The 22899-nt window shown below is 63.1% G+C and carries 21 protein-coding genes; 12 read left to right on the top strand and 9 right to left on the bottom strand.

The window, feature by feature from the left end:
• Positions 1-45 precede the first annotated feature (45 nt).
• The 5 genes from EN861_RS18835 to EN861_RS18815 are packed head-to-tail and all read left to right on the top strand — an operon-like array spanning position 46 to position 4959.
• Positions 46-1005, top strand: a complete 960-nt coding sequence (locus EN861_RS18835) for a sugar ABC transporter permease (protein WP_127275489.1) — start codon at positions 46-48, stop codon at positions 1003-1005.
• Positions 1002-1892, top strand: coding sequence for a carbohydrate ABC transporter permease (locus EN861_RS18830; protein WP_127275490.1), 891 nt, complete (start codon positions 1002-1004; stop codon positions 1890-1892). The genes EN861_RS18835 and EN861_RS18830 overlap by 4 nt, the downstream gene beginning before the upstream one ends.
• Before the next feature lie 10 nt (positions 1893-1902).
• Complete coding sequence (locus EN861_RS18825; protein ID WP_127275491.1) at positions 1903-3000, top strand: ABC transporter ATP-binding protein; 1098 nt, start codon at positions 1903-1905, stop codon at positions 2998-3000.
• 31 nt (positions 3001-3031) lie between these two features.
• The gene (locus tag EN861_RS18820; protein WP_135864931.1) at positions 3032-4195 is read left to right on the top strand and encodes a mandelate racemase/muconate lactonizing enzyme family protein; all 1164 of its coding nucleotides are present in this window, start codon (positions 3032-3034) and stop codon (positions 4193-4195) included.
• 23 nt (positions 4196-4218) lie between these two features.
• Positions 4219-4959: a ribonuclease activity regulator RraA gene (locus EN861_RS18815; RefSeq protein ID WP_135864928.1), complete on the top strand. Its 741-nt coding sequence runs from the start codon at positions 4219-4221 to the stop codon at positions 4957-4959.
• A 97-nt stretch (positions 4960-5056) separates the two neighbouring features.
• Here the strand turns inward: EN861_RS18815 and EN861_RS18810 are convergent, their stop codons facing one another.
• The 5 genes from EN861_RS18810 to EN861_RS18790 all read right to left on the bottom strand — a co-directional run bounded on the left by EN861_RS18810 (position 5057) and on the right by EN861_RS18790 (position 10038).
• Complete coding sequence (locus EN861_RS18810; RefSeq protein ID WP_127275494.1) at positions 5057-6109, bottom strand: ABC transporter permease; 1053 nt, start codon at positions 6107-6109, stop codon at positions 5057-5059.
• Positions 6106-6903 carry an ATP-binding cassette domain-containing protein gene (locus tag EN861_RS18805; protein ID WP_135864926.1) on the bottom strand — a complete coding sequence of 266 codons (798 nt, stop codon included), beginning with the start codon at positions 6901-6903 and terminating at the stop codon, positions 6106-6108. The genes EN861_RS18810 and EN861_RS18805 overlap by 4 nt, the downstream gene beginning before the upstream one ends.
• Positions 6904-6989: 86 nt before the next feature.
• Positions 6990-8003: a substrate-binding domain-containing protein gene (locus EN861_RS18800; protein WP_135864924.1), complete on the bottom strand. Its 1014-nt coding sequence runs from the start codon at positions 8001-8003 to the stop codon at positions 6990-6992.
• Between the two features lie 98 nt (positions 8004-8101).
• Positions 8102-9010 (bottom strand): sugar phosphate isomerase/epimerase, encoded by a 909-nt coding sequence (locus EN861_RS18795; protein WP_135864922.1) that lies wholly within the window; start codon positions 9008-9010, stop codon positions 8102-8104.
• Positions 9007-10038, bottom strand: a complete 1032-nt coding sequence (locus EN861_RS18790) for a Gfo/Idh/MocA family oxidoreductase (RefSeq protein WP_135864919.1) — start codon at positions 10036-10038, stop codon at positions 9007-9009. Before EN861_RS18790 ends, EN861_RS18795 begins: the two co-directional genes overlap by 4 nt.
• Before the next feature lie 193 nt (positions 10039-10231).
• Here EN861_RS18790 and EN861_RS18785 point away from each other — a divergent pair, with 193 nt between their 5' ends.
• Complete coding sequence (locus tag EN861_RS18785) at positions 10232-11257, top strand: LacI family DNA-binding transcriptional regulator (protein WP_135864917.1); 1026 nt, start codon at positions 10232-10234, stop codon at positions 11255-11257.
• 156 nt (positions 11258-11413) lie between these two features.
• On the opposite strand, the gene EN861_RS18780 is transcribed toward EN861_RS18785, so the two are convergent.
• Positions 11414-12310, bottom strand: a complete 897-nt coding sequence (locus EN861_RS18780; RefSeq protein ID WP_135865392.1) for a LysR family transcriptional regulator — start codon at positions 12308-12310, stop codon at positions 11414-11416.
• Positions 12311-12586: 276 nt separating this feature from the next.
• Here EN861_RS18780 and EN861_RS18775 point away from each other — a divergent pair, with 276 nt between their 5' ends.
• The 6 genes from EN861_RS18775 (at position 12587) to EN861_RS18750 (ending at position 16912) form a co-directional block, all read left to right on the top strand.
• Entirely contained in the window at positions 12587-13321 is a 735-nt protein-coding gene (locus EN861_RS18775) for an SDR family oxidoreductase (protein ID WP_135864914.1), read from the top strand.
• Between the two features lie 100 nt (positions 13322-13421).
• Positions 13422-14021, top strand: a complete 600-nt coding sequence (locus tag EN861_RS18770; RefSeq protein WP_135864911.1) for an NAD(P)-binding domain-containing protein — start codon at positions 13422-13424, stop codon at positions 14019-14021.
• Between the two features lie 3 nt (positions 14022-14024).
• On the top strand, positions 14025-14528 hold the full coding sequence (locus EN861_RS18765) for an SRPBCC domain-containing protein (protein WP_135864909.1): 504 nt from the start codon (positions 14025-14027) through the stop codon (positions 14526-14528).
• Between the two features lie 116 nt (positions 14529-14644).
• Positions 14645-15457: an SDR family oxidoreductase gene (locus EN861_RS18760; protein WP_135864907.1), complete on the top strand. Its 813-nt coding sequence runs from the start codon at positions 14645-14647 to the stop codon at positions 15455-15457.
• A gap of 68 nt (positions 15458-15525) precedes the next feature.
• The gene (locus EN861_RS18755) at positions 15526-16434 is read left to right on the top strand and encodes an MBL fold metallo-hydrolase (protein WP_135864905.1); all 909 of its coding nucleotides are present in this window, start codon (positions 15526-15528) and stop codon (positions 16432-16434) included.
• Positions 16435-16444: 10 nt separating this feature from the next.
• A complete protein-coding gene (locus tag EN861_RS18750; protein ID WP_135864903.1) occupies positions 16445-16912 on the top strand; it encodes a metallophosphoesterase family protein in 468 nt (155 codons plus the stop codon).
• Between the two features lie 166 nt (positions 16913-17078).
• Here the strand turns inward: EN861_RS18750 and EN861_RS18745 are convergent, their stop codons facing one another.
• The 3 genes from EN861_RS18745 to EN861_RS18735 form a co-directional block, all read right to left on the bottom strand.
• Positions 17079-18416 carry an HlyD family type I secretion periplasmic adaptor subunit gene (locus tag EN861_RS18745; RefSeq protein WP_135864900.1) on the bottom strand — a complete coding sequence of 446 codons (1338 nt, stop codon included), beginning with the start codon at positions 18414-18416 and terminating at the stop codon, positions 17079-17081.
• A gap of 19 nt (positions 18417-18435) precedes the next feature.
• Positions 18436-20130 (bottom strand): type I secretion system permease/ATPase, encoded by a 1695-nt coding sequence (locus tag EN861_RS18740; protein WP_135864898.1) that lies wholly within the window; start codon positions 20128-20130, stop codon positions 18436-18438.
• A gap of 64 nt (positions 20131-20194) precedes the next feature.
• On the bottom strand, positions 20195-22899 hold a 2705-nt coding region (locus EN861_RS18735), incomplete at its 5' end, for a VCBS domain-containing protein (protein WP_189343677.1).

Raw genomic sequence — 22899 nt, 5'->3', positions numbered from 1 at the left:
CCGAGAGCGCAGCCGGTTCGTTCCGAAGAACAAGGGCACGCCACAGTGACGATCGTGACCGGCAAGGCCGAGGCTCGCCGAAAATTGCAACCCGGCAGGTCCGGCGTATTGCGGAACATCTGGGCTCATCGCGCCGACTACGCATACGTGCTTCCGGCAATCGCCGTGATGCTCGTCGTCATCGCCTATCCGATCTACTACACGATCGAGCTGTCGTTCTATAAGACGCCGCCCGGCCTGCAACTCCGCGACAAGACCTTCATCGGCTTCGACAACTACACCACCATCCTGACCAGTGAGGTGTTCTGGAAAGTCACCTGGAACACCCTGGTCTGGACATTCGGATCGACTTTCATCTCCTTTGTCCTGGGTTTTGCGACGGCGCTGGCGCTGCATCGAGATTTTATCGGTCGCGGCGTCCTGCGTGCCATCCTGATCATTCCCTGGGTGATCAGCGCCGTCGCCGCCTCCTATATCTGGAAGTGGATCTACCATTCGGATTTCGGCATCATAGGCGCGGTACTGGTCGGCCTCGGATTGACCGACCGGCCGCCCAATTTCATCGACAACGTCAGCACGGTGCTGCCCTCCCTGATCGTCGTCAATATCTGGCGCGAGTTCCCGTTTGCCATGATCATGATGATGGCCGGCCTGCAGACAGTTCCCGACCAGTTGTTGCGCGCCGCCAAGGTCGACGGGGCCAATGCATGGCAGCGCTTCTGGCACGTCACCTTTCCGCACTTGCGCAACGTCTCGGTGGTGACGATCCTGCTGCTTGCGGTGGCCAATTTCAATTCCTTCATCATCCCCTGGATCATGACCGCAGGCGGGCCGTCGAACGCATCGCATATCTGGATAACCCATATTTACGAGCTCGCCTTCGGCCGGCAACGCTGGGGTGTGGCATCGGCCTATTCGGTGCTCCTGTTCCTCATCCTGATGACCCTCGGCTATTTCTACGTCCGTGCGCTGAGCGGCAACGAGAGAAAAGAGGGTGGCGCATGAGCACGATCGCCGAGACAGCCTCTCGAGGCCAGACCCGTCGCCGTATGCGCTTGGACGGATGGCGGTGGGCCGGGCGCATCTTTCTTCTGTTCATGCTGCTCTACACCGCGCTGCCGATGATCTGGATGCTGATCACCTCGATCAAGTCCGGCTTCGCGGCGACGCAATTCCCGCCGCAATGGTGGCCGGACGAGCCTACGCTTGCCAGCTACCAGAAGCTGCTCGATCCGCAGAACAGCGTCGGCCAGGACTTCCTGCGCTTCTTCTGGAACAGCCTGTTCGTGTCGACCGTCACGACAATCCTCTCGGTGATCGTGGCTGTCCCCGCGGCCTACGCGTTTTCGCGCTTCACCTTCCCGGGCCGCAACTTCCTGTTCTTCGCAGTGCTGCTGCGCAACATGTTCCCGGCGGTGATCTTTCTCGTGCCGCTCTTCATCCTGATGCGCGCGATCGGGCTGGTGAACACGCATGGCTCGCTTGTTCTCACCTACCTCACCTTCGGCCTGCCACTGGCAATCTGGCTACTCAAGGGTTTCTACGACAACATTCCGGTGCAGCTCGAGCAGGCGGCGCGCATCGATGGCGCAACACGGTTCCAGGCCTTCATCATGATCGTGATGCCGCTTTCGACGCCGGGGATCATCGCCACCGCGATCTACTCCTTCATCGGCGCCTGGAACGAGTACATCTACGCCTACACCTTCCTCTCCAAGAACGAGCAGCTGACGCTGCCGGTCGGCATCCAGCGCTTCTTCTCGGAAAACACGACGGACTTTCCGGGCCTGATGGCGGCGAGCTTCATGATGAGCGTGCCCGTCGTGGTGCTGTTCCTCGTCCTGCAACGATACTTCGTACGCGCCCTGACAGAAGGCGCGGTCAAGCATTAGGGAGTTGCCGATGGCCCACGTGGTCCTCAAAGATCTCGTCAAGACCTACGGCAATTTCAAGGCCGTCAACGACGTTTCGCTGACGGTCAACGACGGCGAGTTCGTTGCGCTCGTCGGCCCTTCAGGCTGCGGCAAGACAACCACTCTCAATCTCGTCGCGGGGCTGACCCCGATCACCTCGGGCGACATCGTCATCGGCGACCGGGTGGTCAACGACCTCGACCCCAAGGACCGGGACATCGCAATGGTGTTTCAAAACTATGCGCTCTACCCGCAAAAGTCGGTTTACATGAACCTGGCGTTCCCGCTGCAGATGCGCAAACTGCCAAGGGACGAGATCGACAAGAAGGTCAAGGAGGCGGCGCGGGTGCTCGACATGACGCACCTGCTCGAGCGCAAGCCACGCGAACTTTCGGGAGGCCAACAGCAGCGTGTGGCCCTCGGCCGCGCCCTTGTGCGCGATCCCGCCGTGTTCCTCATGGACGAGCCGCTCTCCAACCTCGACGCCAAACTGCGCGTACAGATGCGGTCCGAGATCAAGCGCTTCCACCAGGACCTCAAGGCGACGATCATCTATGTGACGCACGACCAGCTCGAAGCCGTGACGATGGCCGACAAGATGGCGGTGATGAACGGTGGCTTCCTGCAGCAATACGATTCGCCGGCGCAGGTCTTTGCCCATCCGGTGAACATGTTCGTCGCCAGCTTCATCGGCAGCCCGGCGATGAGCCTCATTCCGCTGGAGATATCGACAGCGAACGGCGGCACCGTGTTGACCAGCGCGGAGGGCTGGAGCCTTGGGCTCTCGCCGCGCAACGTCCAGAAGGTCACGAAGGCAACGACCAAAAAAGTCGTGCTCGGCGCACGCCACTCGACGATCAAGCTGCACAAGAGTGCAGTGCCAGGCAGCATCCCGGCCAAGGTCTACACCGTGGAGCCAACCGGAGACGTGACCTTCGTGCAGGCGTTCCTGTCCGGTGCCATCGTCAACGTCAGCGTGCCACCGAACATTGCCGTGACGCCCGACGAGCGGATCTGGCTCGAGTTCGACCAGGAGCGGATGCATCTGTTCGACGGCGAAACCGAAATGGCCCTCGAGGCCAGCTGAGCAGGCGGATGCGTGTGGGACGTGGGTGTGGATGACCAGGAAGCTTAAGATTACCGCGATCAAGCCGTATCCGGTGTGGGTGGGAACGCGCAACCAGATGCTGGTCAAGGTCGAGACCGACCACGGCATCTTCGGCTGGGGCGAGAGCGGCCTGAGCGGCCGCGAGAAGGCCGTGGCTGGCGCGGTCGAGCACTATCGCGAGTTTCTGGTCGGACGCGACCCCATGCGGATCGGGCGGATCTGGCAGGAGCTTTATCGCAGCCAGTATTTCGAAGGCGGCCGCGTTCTGCAGGCGGCGATATCCGCCATCGACATCGCCCTTCACGACATCAAGGGCAAGGCGCTGGGGGTACCGGTCTACGAGTTGCTGGGCGGCAAGCAGCGCGACCGGATCCCCACTTTCGCCTCGACCGGAGACGAGGCCGAGGGCGACGTGGCCATCGAACGGGCCCGCGAACTGCACGCGCAGGGCTGGCAGGCAATCCGCTTCTTTCCCGTCGGACAAAACAGCAAGGATGTCTTCGAGCCGCGCGAGTCGATCGGCGCAACAGCGACGATGCTGAACAAGGCGCGCCAGGCGCTGGGCGACGACGTCGTCCTCGGCATCGATTATCATCATCGCCTGTCGGTGGCGGAGGCGGCGAGCTTCTGTAACAAGCTCGACCGCGGCGTGCTCGATTTCCTCGAGGAGCCGATACGCGACGAGACGCCGGAAGCCTACGAATCCCTGCGCAAGATGACCGAGATCCCCTTCGCCATCGGCGAGGAATTTGCCAGCAAGTGGCAGTTCCTGCCCTATGTCGAGCGCGGCATCCACCAGTTCAACCGGCTCGATATCTGCAATGTCGGCGGCTTCACCGAGGCGATGAAAGTCGCCGGCTGGAGCGAGGCGCACTATGTGGACCTGATGCCACACAATCCGCTGGGCCCAGTGTGCACGGCCGCGACCGTGCATCTCGCCGCCGCGGTGCCCAACTTCTCGTGGCTCGAGACCAGGGCGCCCGAAGCAAAGCTCGGTTTCGACAATTCCGACTTCTTTCCGGTGCAACCACGGCTCGACGGCCCCGATTATCCCGTCACCGATCTGCCGGGGCTCGGCGTCGAGGTCAACGAAGAGGCGGTCCAGGCGCAAAGCTTCCGTTTCTGGGAAGCGCCCCACCTCAAGCGCCGCGATGGTTCTGTCACGAACTGGTAGTTCCCATTCAATCGGAGTCCACAATGACGCATACTTCCGACATCACGCGGCCGCCTAGAGATCTGATCGACGCGCTAAAGGAGATCGGCACCGCTACGGTTGCCGGCACGCTTGGTCATATGGGTTTCCGCAATCCGCATATGGTCGGTCCGGTGGCGCAGAACCACGGCAAGTCGATCGTCGGGCCGGCGCTGACGCTGCAGTTCCTGCCGCAGCGGCCCGATCTTTTCAACGAGGGAGAATATGCCGATCCGGAGACACAGCTCCACCGGCATGTGCTGTACCACGCACAAGAGGGGGATGTGGTCGTGGTCGACGCGCGCGGCGACATGAGCTCGGGCGTGTTCGGCGATATGATGTCGACATACTTCAAAGGCAGAGGCGGCGCGGGTATCGTCATCGACGGCTGCATGCGCGACCGGCCTAATGTCGAAAAACTCGACCTGGCCCTATGGCTGCGCGGCTGGACGCCCAACTACCATGTGCAAACCAGCATCTATCCCAATGCCGTCAACGTTCCGATTGCCTGCGGCGGCGTCACGGTGATCCCCGGCGACATCATCGTCGCCGATGATGACGGGGTGGTCGTGTTGCCCGTTGCAATGGCTGCAAAGGTGATCGAGGAATCCCAGAAGCATCACGACTGGGAGGAGTTCTCGCGAGAGAAACTCATGCAGGGCGGGTCGTTGCAACGCTATTATCCGCTGCACCCAAGTGCAAATGATGAGTATGAGGCTTGGCGGAAGGCTAACCCGAAATCTTGATGGACGGACGAGGTCACGGGTATCTCCCAGTCGTCCATTGCCTTGTCAGGCACGGGCTTATTGCCGCGCCGTCGGCTCTCGCACCAAGCTGATCGTGTCACCGATACCGTGCCTGGTTCCATTTGTGGCCAAGCAGCGAAAGGATGATGATCAGCCCGTTGAAGAACTGGACGTAGAAGCCGCTCAGGCCAGCCGCCACGACGCCGGTTTGGATAAACGACACCGTGACGGCGCCGATCGCGCCGCCGGCCACCGTGCCGATGCCGCCCCAGGTCGGCGTACCGCCGACGAACACCGAGGCCAGCACCGGCAAGAGATAACCGTCGCCGGCCGTTGGCCACCAGGTGAAGTTAATCATTACGGAGAACGTGCCGGCGATCGCGGCCCCGATGCCGACGAAGACGAACACTTTCACCCGCACGCGCTTGACGTCGATGCCCATCTGCTGGGCACTGTCGGGATTGTCACCGACCACCCTCACCTGCGCGCCGAAGCGGTGACGGTTGTAGAGCATCGCCGAAAAGACGACGAAGGCGATCGCCCAAAAAATCTGCACCGGAATGCCCCAGATCTGGCTGGAGAAGATCCGGTAGGCCCAGCTGTCGGCAAGGCTGGTCAGCGAGGTCGATCTGCCCTCATTGATGATCTGGATCAGGCCGCGCAGCAGGAAATTCATGCCGAGCGTGGCGATCAGCGACGACAGCCCGCCATAGACCACCAGCGACCCGACGAGGAAGCCGAGCAGCGTGCCGGTGACCAGCGCTGCCGCAATGCCGAGGAACGGATCATAGCCGGCCTGCACCACCAGCGCGAAGACCCAGGAGGCGAAACCCATCGTCGCGGGAAACGACAGGTCGATCTCGCCGCAGGTGACGACGAAGACCAGCGGCACGACCACGAACAGCGCCACCGGAAGCGTGGTAAGCACGGCGCTGTAGAGATACCAGGTTGTGAAGACCGTCGGGTTGGCGATCATGAAGACCGCCATCATGACGATGAACACGGCGAGCGTGCCAAGCGACGCCCGATTGTCGAGGACGAAGCCGCGCAGCCAGTGGTCGGATGGGTGCTTCCACTCGTTCCGGGAACTGCCTTGGCGGGAGATGCCGGCCGACGGCTCGTGCAGATCGGGCTCCATGGTCTTGCTCATCGTGCTCTCTGCTCCGCGTCGCCGGTGTCGTGCAGTCCGGCCAACCCGCCCGGATGCGCGACGTCTTCCATGAAGTTGATGAGATCCTCGGCCGACTTGACCTCGCTCCGGTCGGAGGTGAGCGCGACCTTGCCGCGGTCCAGCACCACGAAGCGATCGGCGATGTCGAAGACATGATGGATGTTGTGGCCGATAAACAGGATCGAGCGGCCGCTCGCCCGCACCTGGCGCACGAAATGGAAGACCTTGGCGGTCTCGGTCAGAGACAGCGCCGTCGTCGGCTCGTCGAGTACGATCAGTTCCGCCTGCTTGTAGATGGCGCGCGCGATCGCCACGCCCTGGCGTTCGCCGCCCGACAGCTGGCCGACGATCGAGTGCGGCGTGAATACTTTCGAGGTGAAGCCGATCTCGCGCATCAGCCGACTCGCCTCATCGATTTCCTTGCTGACCTTCAGCCAGCCGAGAAAACCGGTGAGTTCGCGGCCCATGAAGATGTTGCGCACGATCGTCTGCTGTACGGCCAGCGCCCGGTCCTGGAACACCGTTTCGATGCCGGCCTCGCGCGAACGTGCCGCATTCCAACCGGTCACCGGCTTGCCGCGGATGAGGATCTCGCCGCTGGTCGGCTTGACCACGCCGGAGAGGATCTTGATCAGCGTCGACTTGCCGGCGCCGTTGTCGCCGATGAGGCCGACCACCTCGCCGCGGTCGACGCTGAGATTGACCCCGCCAAGTGCGTAGACGTGGCCGTAGGACTTGGCGATATCGCGCAGTTCTATGAGACGTTCGGCCATCGGATCCTCGCTTGATTGTCTCGCACCGGCCTTCTCGCCGGCGGTGCCACCGGCCGGGGCCTGATCCCGGTCGGCGGCTTGGGAGGTCAGCGCAGCGCCTGTTTGGCGAGTTCTGCGACGATCGCGTAATTTTCGGGCGTCACGAAACCGGCGCCGGTGTCGACATTCATCGGCGCCAGACCCAGCACCACTTGCTGGCAAAGGCTGAGGATCGGCAGATAGCCCTGCAGGAATGGCTGCTGGTCGGCCGTCAGCTGCACCCAGCCGCCCTTGAAGCCCTCGACGATCTGCGGGCTGGTGTCGAAGCCGAAATTGAAGATATCGCCGGGCTTGCGCCCCGCCGCCTGCATGTAGGTGGAGACATTGCCGAGCATCTGTCCGCCGGGATAGCCGACCGCCTTGATGTCGGGGTGATTGAGGAGCGCCGCCGTGATCACCGGGATGGCGAGGTTGGGGTCGGACGCCCATTCGCCGCTCGGCGGCGAGGACAGCTGGATGACGTCGACCCCCGCTTCCTTCAACGCCGCCACCGTGCCGCGCTCGCGCGCGCCGCGGTTCTCGTTCTCGAACGGACCGATCATGATTGCCTTGTCGCCGGCCTTGAGCTTGCCGAGCTTGAACGCTTCGGCGCCGAGCGCGCGGCCCTGCTGTTCCTGCTGCGCGCCGACATAGCCGCCACCGAACGCCGCCGTCACCTTCGGCACCGGGACGTTCTGGTACATCATCTTGATGCCGTCCTTATGAGCCTCTTCGGCGAGCGGCATGATCGCGGCGTCGCCCGGATGGCCCATCATGGCGATGCCCTGGGGCTTGACCGCGACCGCTTCGCGCAATTGCTGCACCATCTTCTCCGCGTCCCACTGGGAGAAGATGTAGTCGACCTTCGGCCCGAGATCGGCCGCGGCCTGCTTGGCGCCATTGTAGACGATTGTGCCGAAGGCGTCGCCCTCGGCGCCGCCGACGAAGAAGCGGATGTGGACGTCCTTGCACCATTGGGCGTCGAGCGCCTGCGCCGGCAAGATGGAGATTGCGGCGGCAAGCGCCGTGGCCGCCGCCACGACGGTCGTGCGCAGAAATGTCGTTCTGGTCGCGATGCTCATGCACGTTCCTCCCATTGTTTCCCTCGTCAGCCGAGGGGTTTTTCGAACGATTGCCTTGGCAGTACCACTTACGGCCGGCTCCTCCCGCCGACCGGTCCTCACGCCGGATTTGGCAGGTAGCTCGCACCTCCCCGGCATAGCTTGAGATACTCCAGGGCGCGTGCTTGTCCCGTGATCTCGAGGTCGCCGCGATAGACCGGATCGTGCCAGCCTTCGATGTCGATGGCGCCCTTGTACCCGGCCAGCCGCAATTCGCTGATCACTCGCGTCCAGTCGCTGTCGCCGAAGCCCGGCGTGCGCATCTGCACGAATGGCAGCCGGCCGAACACGCCGTGCTCGCGAATGACGTCCCAGCGCACCGTCGCGTCCTTGCCATGGACGTGGAAGATGCGCGGCGCCCATTTGCGGATCTGTGGCATCGGATCGATCAGATAGACGAGTTGGTGGCAAGGCTCCCATTCGAGGCCGAGATTGTCGTCAGGCAACTCGTTGAACATCAGCTCCCAGGCGTCCGGATTGTGGGCGATGTTCCAGTCTCCGGCAGCCCAGTTGCCGTCCATCGCACAGTTCTCGAAGGCGATGCGAACGCCCTTGTCGGCGGCTCGCCTGGCCAGCGGCCCCCACACCTCGCGAAAGCGCGGCAGGCTGTCTGTCAGCGGCTTACCGCGGAGCCGGCCGGTAAAGCCGCAGACCATCGAAGCGCCGAACAAATGCGCATTGTCGATGACCGTCTCCCAGGCCTGGAGCACGCCACGGTCGACATCGCCGCCCTCCAGCGGATTGCCGAACACGCCGATCGAGGACACCGTGACATCGGCATCGCCGATCGCCTCGCGGATCTGTCCGGCCAGCCGGGGTAGGTCCTTGCCACCCAGGGTCTGCCAGAAGAAGGGTTGGATGCTCTCGAAGCCGAGCGGCAGGATTGCCTTGATGTAGGCGGCCGGGTCGTCGAGGTTGGCCCGCACCATGGTGCCGATCCTGATGTCGAGAAGCGGGTTTGGCATCATTGTGCTTTCTTTGCGATCATCACGCGACGTCCGGTTTCGGCGCTTTCGATGGCGCCAAAGACCATGGCCAGGCTCTTGATGTTGTCGGCGCCGCGCGTTTCCGGTTCTGTGCCGGTCTCGATGGCGCGCATGAAATCCCTGATGATGCCGAGATGGCCGTCGATGCGGTCGGCGGGATCGAGCGCCGGCACCTCGATTGGCTGGATCTTGTCGAACATGCCGTCGCGGCCCGGCATCACCACTTCCGCCTTCAACCCGTCATGGCCGTCCCAGATCAGGCTGCCGCGCTCGGCGACGATGCGCCAGCTGCCCTCCCAACTGGTGCGGAAGCCGGCCGCGCACCAGCTGCCCGCATAGGTGAAGATCTTGCCGCCGCCGAGATCGAAGACCGCGCTGGCCGATGAGCCCTGTCGGTACCAGGAATTGGCCGGTTCCCATTCCTGGCAATGGACGGCGGCCGGCTCGCCATTGACCATGTAGCGGGCGGCGTCGAACGTGTGGATCGCCATGTCGAGCAGCAGCACGTGCGCCATCTCTTCGCGAAAACCGCCGAAATGTGGTGCGACGAAAAAGTCGGCGTGGATGCTGGTCGCGGCACCGATGGCGCCGGAGTCCAGAAACCTCCGGATGCGTCGGACATTGGCGACGTAGCGGCGGTTTTGGACCACGGCATGGATGCGCCCGGCCTGGCGGGCGGCCTCGACGATGGCGCGGGCATTCTCCGGGCTATCGGCGAGCGGCTTTTCCGTCAGCAGATGGCAATGATGGGCAAAGGCGGAAAACGCAACGTCGCGCCGGGCGGCGGGAACCACCACATCGAACACCGCTTGCGGCCGGGTCTGGTCGAGCACGGCGTCGAGACTGGTGCCGATGACGGCACCACCGAGATCGTATTCGCGCGCCCTCGCCTTCGCCCTGTCGGCATCGAGGTCGACAAGGCCGACAATGGCGAGCCCGTCGATCTGCCGCGCGGCATCGAGCCAGGCCTTGCTCATCGCTCCGCAGCCGACAAGAACGGCGTCGATCATCCAGCTCTCCTCCTCTCGGCCCCTCCAGGCCGATCGTTCCGGCATTCACGGCGTGACCGTAAACGTTTTTCCGTAAACGTTTACGAGAACACACCCGAAGGCGTAGAATGTCAATCGGCCGCCGGCGAAAATCGTCGTTACGCCTTGGCCCGGGCGGCCACCGGTGCTAGCCAAGCAAGGGGAGAACAGTCACTTGGCGTCCAGCATTCACGACCTTGCCCGTCACCTGAACATTTCGATCGGCACGGTGTCGCGGGCACTGAACGGCCGCGCCGACGTCAATGCCGACACGCGCCAGCGCGTTCTCGAGGCGGCCAGGGCTCTCAACTATTCGCCGAACCAGTCCGGCCGCAGTCTCAGGCAAGGCGCTACCCACTCGATCGCCTTCATGCTGCAGCCGCATCCGGGCGACCAGGAATATGGCGAGCCGTTCTTCATTCCGTTCCTGACTGGGTTGCAGGGCCGGCTCGCCGAAAGCGGACTGGACCTGATCGTGGTGATGGGCGCGCCGGGCGACTATCAGCAGGAGCGCCTGCGGCGTGTCGTCGAGACGCGCCGTGCCGATGCGGTGGTGCTGGCCTGGACGCGGCGCGAGGACGAGCGCATCGACTATCTCACCCAGGCCGGCTTCCCCTTCGCCACGCTCGGCCGTAGCCGCTCCGGCGACAAGGCCTACCCCTCGCTCGATCTCGATTTCGAAAAAGCAGGCGCCGACGCGGTCGACCGGCTGGTGGAGCGCGGCCACCGCCGCATCGCTGCCATCCGCCCATCGCTCGATCTGAATTTCGGCTATCTGTTCCTCGACGGTTACCGCAAGGCCTTGCGCCGGCATGGCATCGCGGTCGATCCCCACCTGATTGCCGACGGCTTCATCAACGAGGCCGGTGGCTACGAAGTGACCCCGCGGGTGATGCGCCGCAAGGACCCGCCGACCGCCATCATCTTCAACAATGACGCAATGGCGCTAGGGGGATGCAAGGCGCTGGCCGAGATGGGGATCAAGCCGGGTCACGACATGGCGGTGACCGTCATCGTCGATACGCCGCTCTGCCGCTATTTCTCGCCGGCGCTGACTGCTTTCCGCCCGGCGCTGCAGCCGATGGGACGGCGGCTCGCCGAAATGCTGCTGGCGTCGCTTCCTGCCTTCGCCGGCCCGGAGGGTCCACGTATCCTGCGCGAGGTCTGGCCGCTGGAGCTAATTGCGCGCGATAGCGATTGATGTACCAGATCCCGGTTCGGATCGAGGCCGCGGCCGCCTGAACGAGGAGCTTTGCCGGATACCAATTGTCCGTGGCCCGGAAACGATGCCGCTTCAAGCGATCGCGGTTCGGCTTCCACCGGATCACGGCAGGCGTCGCCGGTGACCTGCCGGGCGTCAGTCGCGCGACATGGACAGCCCCGTGAGAAGCGGAGCGTACGCGGCGAGCCTGCCGGATACGAACTCCGTGAAGAGCCGCACGCGCTTCGTCTTGCGTGTGTCCCCCTGTGTGAGAAGCCAGAGCGTTCCGTACATGTGCAGGTCGGTGCCTGGCACCCTCACCAGCAGGGGGTCGGCATCTCCGACGAAGCACGGCAGCGTCGTGATCCCGAGCCCTTGCCGAACGGCAACGATCTGCGCCTCGCCGTCCGTGGTCCTGAATGGAACCCCGGTTGTGCGAACCTCGCCCTCGCTGGCCCAGTCCGGTATTCCATGAATGCTTATGACGATCCACCGGATGGGATCCGGCGCGCCCGCACGCCACGCGGCCAGTCGATCGCGGGACATGTAGACGCCGCCGAACAGCTCCGGTCCCTTCAGTCCGTGAAGATTGAGCGGCAGGGTTTTGCGGTCGTAGACGACGCGGATCGCCACGTCGGCCTCTCGGTTGGTCAGATTTGCCAGCTCGCCGACCGACAAGATTTCCATCTCGATGTCGGGATGCAGACGCGCGAAATCGGCGAAGTCCGCCATGAGCAGGTGTGTCGCGAGGGGCGGTGCCAACGTCACCCGAAGAGGCCCGCGCACACTCTGGTCGCGACCGAAGACGCGGGTCTCCAGCTGGTGCGAGGACGCTTCCATCTGGTTCGCGAGCTCGAGGACCTCTTCGCCCGCGGCCGTCAGGCGGTAGCCCGAAGGCAGCTTTTCGAACATCTGCGCCCCGAGGCGTTCCTCGAGCTGTGCGATGCGTCGCAGCACGGTCGAGTGATACACCCCGAGGCCCTCGGCGGCTGCCCGCACCGAGCCTCCGCGCGCGACGGCGAGAAAATAGCGAATGTCATCCCAGTCGATCATGGTGCAATCCAGCACCGCGCGGTGCGCCTTCCAAAGCCCGTATCTAACGCCATCGTACAGCAGTACGGCCGTCATCATAGCCTATGTCGATGAGCGCAGCCCAATTTTCGAACGGCAGACACCGATCACCGTGGCTGGCATTAGTCGTTCAACCGGATCGATTTTGCACCACCGATGTGCGCCCTTCCGCACTCAACGCCTGGCTGCAGCGAACCCATCTTGAGGTTCTCGGGGGCCTCCCCGAACGACCAAAGTTGGAGTTTGAAAGGAAAAATCATGGGAAAGCTCGAAGGTAGGGTTGCCGTCATCACGGGTGGATCGAGCGGCATGGCGCTGGCGACCGCCAAACGGTTCGTTGAAGAAGGCGCGTATGTTTTCATCACTGGCCGGAGGCAGGAGGCGCTCGACGAGGCCATCAGGCTGGTTGGCCGGAACGTGACCGGCGTGCGCGGCGATGCGGCCAATCTCGACGACCTCGACCGCCTGTTCGATACAGTCAAGCGGGAAAAGGGCAAGATCGACGTCCTGTATGCGAGCGCCGGCACGGGCGAAGCCGTCCCACTGGGCGAGATTACCGAGCAGCATTTCGATGCCACCTTCGGCCTGAATACGCGCGGCACACTGTTCACGGTGCAAAAGGCGTTGCCGCTGTTCAACGATGGCGGATCGATCTTCATGACCGGATCAGTGGCTTCGGTGAAAGGTTTTCCTGGTTACAGCGTGTATGCGGCGAGCAAGGCGGCGTTGCACGCATTCGCACGCGGGTGGCTCAACGAGCTGAAGAGCAGGAATATCCGGGTGAACGTGCTGCACCCCGGGCCGATCGCCACACCGATGCAGGACCAGGTTCTCACCGAGGAGGCGAAGCGGATGTTCGAATCCCTGATTCCGCGGGGAAAGATGGGGCGTCCCGAAGAAATTGCGGCGGCCGCGCTGTTTCTTGCTTCAGACGATTCGAGCTTCGTGAACGGGCTGGAGTTGTCTGTCGACGGAGGCTTCTCGGCGATCTGAAATCGCGCCGGATAGCGGGAAACGGCTGATCGGCGAGAACGGACAACCCAGCGCCGTTGAAGGCCCGGGAATCAATATCAACATGGATCGGAGAAATATTATGAGCTACGCAATTGTAGGGTTCGGTAAGGTAGGCCAGGCCCTCGCCCACGCCTTCGCCCGTAAAAACATCAAGGTTGCCGTCGCGAGCCGCCGGCCGCCCGAGGCGTTGGCGCCGCAGGCTGGGGCAATTGGACCCACGGTCGTCGCCAAGTCGCTGCGGGACGCACTCGAGGCCGACACAATCATCCTGGCGGTCCCGTTCGGGGAGCACCGCGAGGTTGCGAGGGCCCTGCCGAGCTGGAAAGGCAAGACGGTCATCGACGCGATGAACGCGTTAGTCCCCCCTGAGGAGTTGGACGGTCTCCTGTCCTCCGCCTTCGTCGCGAAGGCGTTCTCCGGCGCCAAGTTCGTGAAAGGTTTCAATCACCTGATTGCGGCCACTTTGGCTGCCGATCCAACCGTGGAGGGCGGCCACCGGGTCGTGTTTCTGTCTGGTGACGACGAGGACGCGATCGCTCCCGTGGCGGCCTTGGCCAAACAACTCGGGTTCGCACCCGTCAAGCTGGGAAAGCTCGACGAGGGTGGCGCGCTGGTGCACGCACGCGGCCGCATTTGGGGCCAGCTCATCTTCCAGGATTTGTTCAAGAAGGAGCAGTGATCGATGTACGAACGTGTGATCTGGCCCGAGAAGTACGATCCCAAAACGTCGGCCATCTATGCGCTCAATGACATCGACGTGAAGGCGCCCCCTCAAGTGGTTTGGAGGCTGCTGGCCGACGCCGAGAACTGGTCGAGCTACTTTCCTGCCGAAGACCAGGTCAAGATCCTGACCGGTGAGCCGGAACTGGCGCTCGGAACCAAATACAGCCGGGTGACGGTCGGATTCCCGATGAGTCTGGTCGTGACGGAATGCGCGCCCTTCCGCAGGCTTGCGTGGTCGACGACCGTCGATGGCGACGAGACCGGCTCGAGCGCGTACCACGGCTGGGTCATCACACCGACGGCCAACGGCTGCCATGTGCTGACCGAGGAAACGCAACAAGGGCCCTGGTTCATCGAGGAGCTCGGACACAAGCATCCCGGTGCGCTCTACCGCTATCACCAGAAATGGGTCGAAAGCCTCGCCCGCGCGGCGGAGGCGGATGTCGCGAAAAAGGCAGGTTAGTGCATTTGTCCTGAGGCTTGGGCCGCACGGGCCAGGTTTCAAGGCTCTCGGTCGAGGGGAACGATGCGCTTCGGCGCATCGATCGCCTTAGCTGCTCACAATAGGAGATGAATGACATGAATATCGAACTCAAGGGCCGCACAGCGATCGTCACCGGGTCGACGGCAGGCATCGGCCGCGCCACCGCAGAAGGTTTAGCTCGTGCAGGGGCGTCGGTCGTCATTAATGGTCGTGGGAATGCCCGGGTCGACGAGGCGGTGCGGCAGATGCGCCAGTCTTTCCCGGACAGCGAGATCTCCGGCGTCACCGCCGATCTTTCGACCGCGGAGGGCGCCGAGACATTCTTCGCGCAGGCGCCCGACGCCGATATCCTCGTCAACAACGTGGGTACGGCTCACATCCGGAACTACAACGGCATCGAGGACATCGCGAAGATCCCCGACGACGACTGGCTTGGCCTGTTCCAGCTGAACGTGATGAGCGGCGTGCGCATGACGCGCCACTACCTGCCGCGGATGGTGGCGAAGGGCTGGGGCCGCGTCGTGTTCGTGAGCAGCGAGTCCGCGGTCAACATTCCCAAGGAGATGCTCGACTACGGCATGACCAAGACCGCACAGCTGGCGGTCTCGCGCGGTCTTGCCGAGGCGGTCGCGGGCACGGGTATCACCGTCAACGCCGTCCTGCCGGGGCCTACCCGGTCTGAGATCCTGGGTGACTTCATGGCGAAACAGGCTGAGGCAAACGGAATCATGCAAGAGGAAGCCGAGCAGGGCTTCTTGAGGGCTATGCGTCCGACCACCCTCATCCAGCGTTTCGCGACGACCGACGAGGTCGCCAACATGATCGTCTATGTGTGCTCAGAGCAGGCTTCCGCAACCACTGGCGCGGCTCTGCGCGTGGATGGCGGCGTGGTCCGCTTCGTCGCCTAAGCGTCTAGACTAGTCTAGGGGCCTTCGCCGGCTTTGAGGTCTCGTTGCCCGCGAGGTAGACTGCTCGCATGACCTTCAGGCTCATCTTCCTCGGCACCTCGGCCAGCGTGCCCTCGGCCGAGCGCAACCACCCGGCGCTGCTCGTTGAAGCCGGCAGTCAACGGGTGCTGGTCGATTGCGGGGAAGGCACCCAGCGTCAGCTTCTGCGCAGCGGCGCCGGATTCAGGCGACTTGATCGCCTGCTCCTCACGCACGCGCATTTCGACCACGTGCTCGGAATTCCGGGCTTGTTCTCGACGCTGCGGCTCCGGCAGAGCGAGGACCTTGTGACCATTCATGGCAGCGCCGACACTCTCGAGGTCGTCGCCCGCATGCTCGCTGGCCTTTGGGGTGAGGGACGCGCGCCGATCCCGCTGCAACTGGTGCCGCTTGTGCCCGGAGGCGTGTTCGACGTGGATGAGTTCACGGTCGACTGCTTTCAAGTTCGCCATCGCGACACCGACAGCTACGGCTTCGTCTTCGAGACGCCGGCGCGTCGTCACCTCGTTTCGGACCGCTTGGCAGCTCTCGGTGTGCCAGACGGCCCGATCCGGAAGGACTTGGCCGAAGGCCGCTCAATTTCTCTCCCCGACGGCAGGACGATTGCTCCCGAAGCAGTTCTCGGACCACCCGAGGCTGGCAAGAAGCTGGTCATTGTAGGTGACACCGAAACCACCGATGGATTGGCCGACAAGGTGAGCGGCGCCGATCTGCTTGTCATCGAAGCCACATTCCTGGAACGAGATGCAACGATGGCGCGCGACTACGGACACCTGACAGCCGCGGAGGCAGCATCGCTGGCAGCGACCAGTGATGTAAAGCAACTCGTTCTTACGCACATCTCCGGCCGCTATCCCGACGACGAAATTCTCGCGGAAGCCGTCCGGACGTTTACGAACAGCCTTGTCGCAACGGATTTGAGCACCCTCACCGTCTGATGGCAGAGCCATGACATTCAGAATTGGCATCATCTCGGACACGCACGGTCTGCTGAGGCCGCAGGCGCTGCGCTGCTTGGCCGGGGTCGACCACATCATTCATGGAGGAGACATCGGTCGCCCTGAGATCATCGCAGCGCTTCGCGGTATCGCACCGGTTACCGCAATCAGAGGAAACGTGGACACCGGTGGGTGGGCAGTGGAATACGCGGAAACCGAGCTCGTCCGCCTCGCCGGGCGAGCAATCTATGTGCTTCATGATCTCAAGACGCTGCAGATCGACCCGGTTGCCCAGGGCATCGATTTGATCGTGTCCGGTCACTCGCATGTGCCAAGCATGGAGACAGTGGATGGCGTGCTCTATTTGAATCCGGGCAGCGCTGGCCCACGGCGGTTTAAGCTGCCTGTCACCCTTGCGACGGTCGACATCACCCGGGACAGCATGCAGCCCTCGATGTGGAGCTTGGTAAGCGGCTGAACCGCGCACGCATACACACGTCCACGCTTATATCCGACGGTCTCTTGGATTCTTCACCAGACGGCCAGACGCGCCGCAACGCGGAGAGAAGCATTTTCCACGATAGGTCGGCGGGGGTTCTCGCCGCGTCGGGAGTTCTCGCCACGCGCGGTGTTGGACTGAACCGTCATTTCTGGCGAAACGCGGAGTGGAACGACACAACCAGCGGGCCTAAAATGTAGTCGAGTGCCGTGCGTTGCTCGGTAACGATCATGACCGACGCCGGCATGCCCGGATAAAGCGCGATCTGTGGGGCCGCGGCTAATTCCACCGGATCGACCGCCACGTCCGCGAGATAATAGGGAAAGCCGGTCTTGGTGTCGGTGATGCGATCCGCCGAAATGCGGGTGACGCGTCCATGAATGATGGGTATCGAACGCTGCTTGTATGATGTGAAACGAACTTCGGCGGCCATGTCGGGACGCAGGTTCGATATATCCTCGACGCGAACCTGTGCCTGGACGATCAGCGAATTCTCGGTCGGCACGATGTCGAGGATGGTCTGGCCCGGCGCCACGATCGCACCGATCGAGAAAACGCTTAGATCCATCACTTGGCCGTCATAGGGCGCGCGCACTTCGGCCCGGTCCATGGCAGCCTGGGCGGCGAACATCTTGGGTATGAGGTCGGACAGGTTCGATTGCGTATCGATCAACATGGCCGACAACTTGGTCCGGCGCTCATTGGTCAATTGTGCGATCTGGCTCTCGAGTTCGGCTTTGCTCTGTTGGCTGCCGCCGATGGCGCCGAGATTATCGTCGATCAAGCCCTGCAAATCCGAGGCCGACCTTTCCAGTTCCAGGATGCGTGGGCGGGTCGTCAAACCGGCCTTGAGCAGCTTCGACAGGCTGGCCTTCTCGTCGATCGTCGATTTGAGCTGGGCCTGGTAGGATTCGACTCGGGACTGCTTGCCCCGTATCTGCTCCTCGAGCTCGGCAATACGCCGCTGAAGGATCTGTTTGGCGCCGGCCATCGAGGCGCGTTGGCTTTCCAGGTCGGCGATCTGGTTTGCCATTGCGTCCTTGAGGTAGTCCTCGTGCTCTTTGAGGATGTCCTTGGGAAAGGCAACAGCCTCGCTGCCGTCCAGTTCGGCACGGATCCTGGCATCGGCTGCGCGCAACAGCGCATATTGCTGGGCATAGAGATTGAACTCGGACCGAATCCTGGTGTCGTCCAGCTTCAGCATTATGTCGCCCTTCCTGACGACGTCGCCATCCTTGACGCGGATCTCCTTCACCGTGCCGCCGTCGAAATGCTGGACGCTCTTGCGATTGCCTTCCACCTTGACGATGGCATCGGCGAGCACGGCACCGTTCAGAGGGGCAAAGGCCGCCCAGCCGCCGAAAATGCCGAAAAAGGCCATTATGATCAGCAGGCCGATATAGGCCGGCACCCGGATGGAATCCGGAGCCAGGATGCCGGCCTCGCCGGGCAGGCTATGGTAAGTGAGGGCGCTGTCGCTCATCGATCTCTCCGACCACGGCTCATTGGGTCGCCACCGCCATTGGAGCCGCGCGCTGGTTGAGCAGCGCCACGATCTCGTTTCTCATGCCGAACGCCTCGACGGCGCCATCGCGCAACAGAAGTATCTTGTCGACATTCGCCAGGGTCGAGGGACGATGCGAGACGATGATAACCGTGCTGCCGCGGCGCTTGAGCTCGATCGCGCAGTCGCTCAGCGCGCGGTCGCCATCGGCGTCGAGGTTGGAACTCGGCTCGTCGAGAATGATCAGTTTCGGCGTTCCAAACACCGCCCGGGCAAGAGCAATCCGTTGCCGGTATCCTCCCGACAGCACGGCGCCGCCCTCGCCGATCTGCGTCTCGTAGCCCTGCGGCAGGCGGATGATCATCTCGTGTACGCCGGCGAGCCGCGCGGCCTCGATCACCTCCTGGTCGACATTGGTCTTGAAGCGCCCAATGTTGGCGGCGACTGTATCGGAGAAGAGTTCGATATCCTGCGGCAGGTAGCCGATGTGATCGCCGAGCGCGTCGTGCCCCCATTGCGACAGGTCGGCGCCATCCAGCCTGACCGTGCCTCGGCTGGGTTGCATGACGCCGGCAAGGTGGCGCGCCAGGGTCGACTTGCCGGCGCCGGAGGGGCCAACGATCCCGAGCGCCTCGCCAGCCTCCAGCCGAAACGACACCTCCCGCAGAAGCACCTTCTGCTGGCTGAGAATTGCAAAGCTGACCTGTTCGACGGAGATCGTGCCACTGGGCTTGGGCAGGTTGAACGCCCTTTCGGTGCGCGCGCCGCCGTCGACCAGCTTCTCGACCCTTGCCAAGGCAGCCCGCGCCAGGATCAGGCTGCGCCAGAGGCCGACGATCTGCTCGACAGGCTGCAGCCCCCTGCCCAGCAGGAGACTCGCCGCGAACATGGTGCCGCCGGTAATTTGCCGTTCGATCACCAGATAGGCGCCGAGGCCGAGGATCAGCGATTGCATGGTGAGCCGCAGGAACCGGATAAGGCCCGACATCAGGGCGGCGCGGTCGCTTGCCTCCGCCTGGCGCCGCAGCGCCAAGTTGCGGTCGCGCCCCCAGCGGCGGATGAGACCGTCGATCATCCCCATGGCGCGAACGACTTCCGAGTTCCTGAGACTCATCTCGGTGAAGTTATAGTTGTTCGTCGCCAGCTCGTTGGCCTGCTTCAGCGGCGAGCGCACGAGATACTCGTTGAGCACGGCCATGCCGATCAAGAGCAGCGAGCAGCCGAGCGCGAAGAAGCCGAGCCAAGGATGCAGCAGGAAGATGATGCCGATGTAGATGGGCGACCATGGCAGATCGAACAGGGCGTGGATGCCGCTGCCGGTGATGACCTGCCTGAACGTATCGAAGTCGCGGATCGGCTGGCTCGGCGAGGAGCCGGGCGATGGGGTTTCCACGGACGCGGCGAGGATCCTTGCCGAGAGCAACCGGTCGAGCCGGGCGCTGGCACGCGTCAGGATCCAGGCGCGGACAAGGTCGAGACCGGCCAGCGAAAGGAACGCCGCCAGCAACACCAGGGTCAGCATCACCAGCGTGGTTTCGCTGCCGCTGGTGACAACCCGGTCGTAGATCTGCAGCATGTAGAGTGGGGAGGCGAGGTAAAGCAGGTTGATCGCCAGGCTGAATGCCGCCGCAACCAGGAAATAGCGGCGGCATGCCCGAAGCGCATCCTTCACAATTCGAGACTTGCTATCCACTTCCAGAACCCCACTCGATACTCGTCAGGTCAAGGGAGCCGCCGCAGCCGGCGGCCCTTTTCGCTCACACCACCAAGTCGCTCGAAATCGCCCCACTGCCGATGCCGGTCAGCGTGAATTCCGCCGGACTGTACGAAACGACGGTATGGCCCTGGCCATCGTCGGCAAGCTTGAAGGCGTTCGCATCATAGCTGCCGACCAGATGCAATGCGGCGCCATGGGTGCCGTCCGAAACGGTCAGCGTTCCGCCGCTGCCATCCTGGTTTGCCTGATAGACGGCCGTCGTTCCCGCACCGAACAGGATATCGCCGAGGTCCAGTCGGTCATCATTGGTGATGCCGCCGATGCGTCCGCTGTAGTCGAAGGAATCGTCGAGTTGCAGCGTGCCGGCAGCGTCGTGTCCGAAGGTGACGTCCGTCGACGAGGCGCCGCCGAACTCCAACTTCGACAAGTTGCCGATGGTGGCATCGCCGTCGCCGGTGACTTGGCCATGGATTACGATGTCACCGCCATTGGCCCAGAGCATGCCCGAATTCGCCAGGCCGCCGGTGATCGTCAGCCCGCCCGAACCCGTTGCTTCCAGCGTTCCGGAGTTGGTGACGACACTGCCTCCGGTATCGATGACCAGCGCATTCGAGCCGGAGGCGATGATGGTCCCCCTATTGTCGAGGCTGAGCATGCCGCCGCCCAGCTGGCCGGCGCCCGAGATCGTGTTGTCGACGTTGACGAGAGTGACATCCGGCCCGGTGCCGGAAATCATGTTGGCGGCGCTGTCGGATAACAGGATCTGCCCGCCTCCCTGCAAGGTCACGCCGTGCTGGATAACCTGCAGCAGCGTATCGCTGCCGGTCGAGCCGAGCGAGATCAGGCCGCTGTTGTTGATGATGCCGCTCAGCGGCAGCAACGCGCCGTCGCCGATCGTCATGGTGCCTGAATTGTTGACCACCGGTGTCTGGTCGAAGACGAAATTGCTTGCCGTGAGTGCGCCCGAATGCACGCCGTCCAGCGTGATCGACTGTCCGTCGCCGAGCGCGATCACCGCATTGCCATTGGCATCGTCGGCGATGTGCGTCTGGAGGTCGGCAAAGTCTGCCAATCCACTGTAGCCGATGAGGTCGATCTGGTCGGCCGCGGCGTCGAAATTGTGCACGGTGTCGGCGCCGATCGGCTGCGAGAAGACGAAGAGGTCGTTGCCGTGCGAGCCGGTCAGCACGTCGTCGCCGGACCAGGCAAAGATCGGCGATCCCGGAGCGTAGGCCTCGACATTATCGGCGATCGACGCAGTGCCCAAGGTCCCGTCGGCGTTGATCCAGCTCATCTGGACGTCGAGCACGGCTGCCCCGGTGAAGTCTGCCGGGGTGGTCACGGTCAGCCCGTGCAGGTCGTTGGTCTGCACCGTCCAGGATCCATCGGCGTTGTGCGTCGCGCCGTCGATGGTCCAGCCTGAGGGAACGTCCTTCACGGTGACGGTGATGAGTGCGCCTTCATGTGAGGGGTCGGTGAGGGCGAGGTTGATGGGCTCGCCGGAGGTGCCGGCGGGTTTGAGTCCTGACGTGGTTTTCGCTGCGTTTGTATGCCCTGTGGTGTCCGTGAATGCTCCGCTGTCGATATTAAGCGTGTAGGACGATCCGTTGTTGCTCCCCGCGCCTTTGTCGACTTGGAACGTATACTGAGTGTGGGCTGCATTGAAGCTTCCCGACCCCGCGATCACGCTGACATTCGGCAAACCGGTGACGTGCATCACGTCCGATAGATTTGCAAAATTCGCGGTGACAGCCGACGTGAATGTTATTGTCACGGTGCTTGGCGTGGCGTTGTTTCCCTGCTTGCCGTCCACGACGGAGGAAATCAACGTTGCACTGGCGTCGTCTGTGCCGTTCACCGTGACGGTCAGGTTGGCGGTCGATGAGCCGCCATGGTTGTCGGAATTGGTGTAGGTGAAGACGTCGGTGACGCTGGCGCCCTGGGCCAACGCCTGCACCGAGGCCAGGCTATTGTTGAGCGTGTAGGTGTAGGTGCCGTTGCTGTTGAGATGCAGCGTGCCGTAGGTGCCCGTGACATCGGTGCCGACATTGCCGGTCACGCCATTGACGGCGGTGACGCTGTGGGTGTCGCCGGTGTCGACATCGGTGTCGTTGGTCAACACATTGCCGCTGACCGGATTGGGCGCGGTGTCCTCTTTCACCGAATTGATGTCGGCAACCGCGACCGGGCCGTCATTGGTGCCGTTGATGGTGACGGTCAGGCTGGAGCTCGAGGTGCCGCCGTGATTGTCGGCATTGGTGTAGCTGAAGACGTCGGTGACGGTGGCGCCTTCGGCAAGCTGCTGCACCGAGGCCAGGCCATTGTCGAGCGTATAGCTGTAGCTGCCGTCGCTGTTGAGATGCAGCGTGCCATAGGTGCCGACCAGGTCGTTGCCGACATTGCCAGCCGAGCCGTTGACGGCGCTGACGCTGTGCGTGTCGCCATTGTCGACATCGGTGTCGTTGGAAAGCACATTGCCGCTCACCGGATTGGGATCGGCCAGCGTGTTGGTGTCTTCCTTCACCGCCGCCGCATCGGCCACCGCCACCGGCGCATCGTTGGTGCCGGTGATGGTGATGGTCAGGTTGGCGGACGAAGAGCCGCCGTGGTTGTCCGAGTTGGTGTAGCTGAAGACGTCGGTGACGGTGGCGCCTTCGGCAAGCTGCTGCACCGAGGCCAGGCCATTGTCGAGCGTATAGCTGTAGCTGCCGTCGCTGTTGAGATGCAGCGTGCCATAGGTGCCGA

It is taken from the genome of Mesorhizobium sp. M8A.F.Ca.ET.218.01.1.1, assembly GCF_004791165.1.
Taxonomy (GTDB): Bacteria; Pseudomonadota; Alphaproteobacteria; order Rhizobiales; family Rhizobiaceae; genus Mesorhizobium.
Note: the sequence above shows the minus strand (reverse complement) of the source record. Positions and strands in the feature narration are given on the sequence as shown.

Bases quoted from the DNA above. Each gene is read 5' to 3' on its own strand.
- EN861_RS18810 (WP_127275494.1), bottom strand. From the start codon at position 6,109: ATGAGCAAGACCATGGAGCCCGATCTGCACGAGCCGTCGGCCGGCATC.
- EN861_RS18825 (WP_127275491.1), top strand. From the start codon at position 1,903: ATGGCCCACGTGGTCCTCAAAGATCTCGTCAAGACCTACGGCAATTTC.
- EN861_RS18760 (WP_135864907.1), top strand. From the start codon at position 14,645: ATGAATATCGAACTCAAGGGCCGCACAGCGATCGTCACCGGGTCGACG.
- EN861_RS18775 (WP_135864914.1), top strand. From the start codon at position 12,587: ATGGGAAAGCTCGAAGGTAGGGTTGCCGTCATCACGGGTGGATCGAGC.
- EN861_RS18790 (WP_135864919.1), bottom strand. From the start codon at position 10,038: ATGATCGACGCCGTTCTTGTCGGCTGCGGAGCGATGAGCAAGGCCTGG.
- EN861_RS18745 (WP_135864900.1), bottom strand. From the start codon at position 18,416: ATGAGCGACAGCGCCCTCACTTACCATAGCCTGCCCGGCGAGGCCGGC.
- EN861_RS18820 (WP_135864931.1), top strand. From the start codon at position 3,032: ATGACCAGGAAGCTTAAGATTACCGCGATCAAGCCGTATCCGGTGTGG.
- EN861_RS18765 (WP_135864909.1), top strand. From the start codon at position 14,025: ATGTACGAACGTGTGATCTGGCCCGAGAAGTACGATCCCAAAACGTCG.
- EN861_RS18750 (WP_135864903.1), top strand. From the start codon at position 16,445: ATGACATTCAGAATTGGCATCATCTCGGACACGCACGGTCTGCTGAGG.
- EN861_RS18815 (WP_135864928.1), top strand. From the start codon at position 4,219: ATGACGCATACTTCCGACATCACGCGGCCGCCTAGAGATCTGATCGAC.
- EN861_RS18770 (WP_135864911.1), top strand. From the start codon at position 13,422: ATGAGCTACGCAATTGTAGGGTTCGGTAAGGTAGGCCAGGCCCTCGCC.
- EN861_RS18755 (WP_135864905.1), top strand. From the start codon at position 15,526: ATGACCTTCAGGCTCATCTTCCTCGGCACCTCGGCCAGCGTGCCCTCG.
- EN861_RS18800 (WP_135864924.1), bottom strand. From the start codon at position 8,003: ATGAGCATCGCGACCAGAACGACATTTCTGCGCACGACCGTCGTGGCG.
- EN861_RS18830 (WP_127275490.1), top strand. From the start codon at position 1,002: ATGAGCACGATCGCCGAGACAGCCTCTCGAGGCCAGACCCGTCGCCGT.
- EN861_RS18795 (WP_135864922.1), bottom strand. From the start codon at position 9,010: ATGATGCCAAACCCGCTTCTCGACATCAGGATCGGCACCATGGTGCGG.
- EN861_RS18780 (WP_135865392.1), bottom strand. From the start codon at position 12,310: ATGATCGACTGGGATGACATTCGCTATTTTCTCGCCGTCGCGCGCGGA.
- EN861_RS18805 (WP_135864926.1), bottom strand. From the start codon at position 6,903: ATGGCCGAACGTCTCATAGAACTGCGCGATATCGCCAAGTCCTACGGC.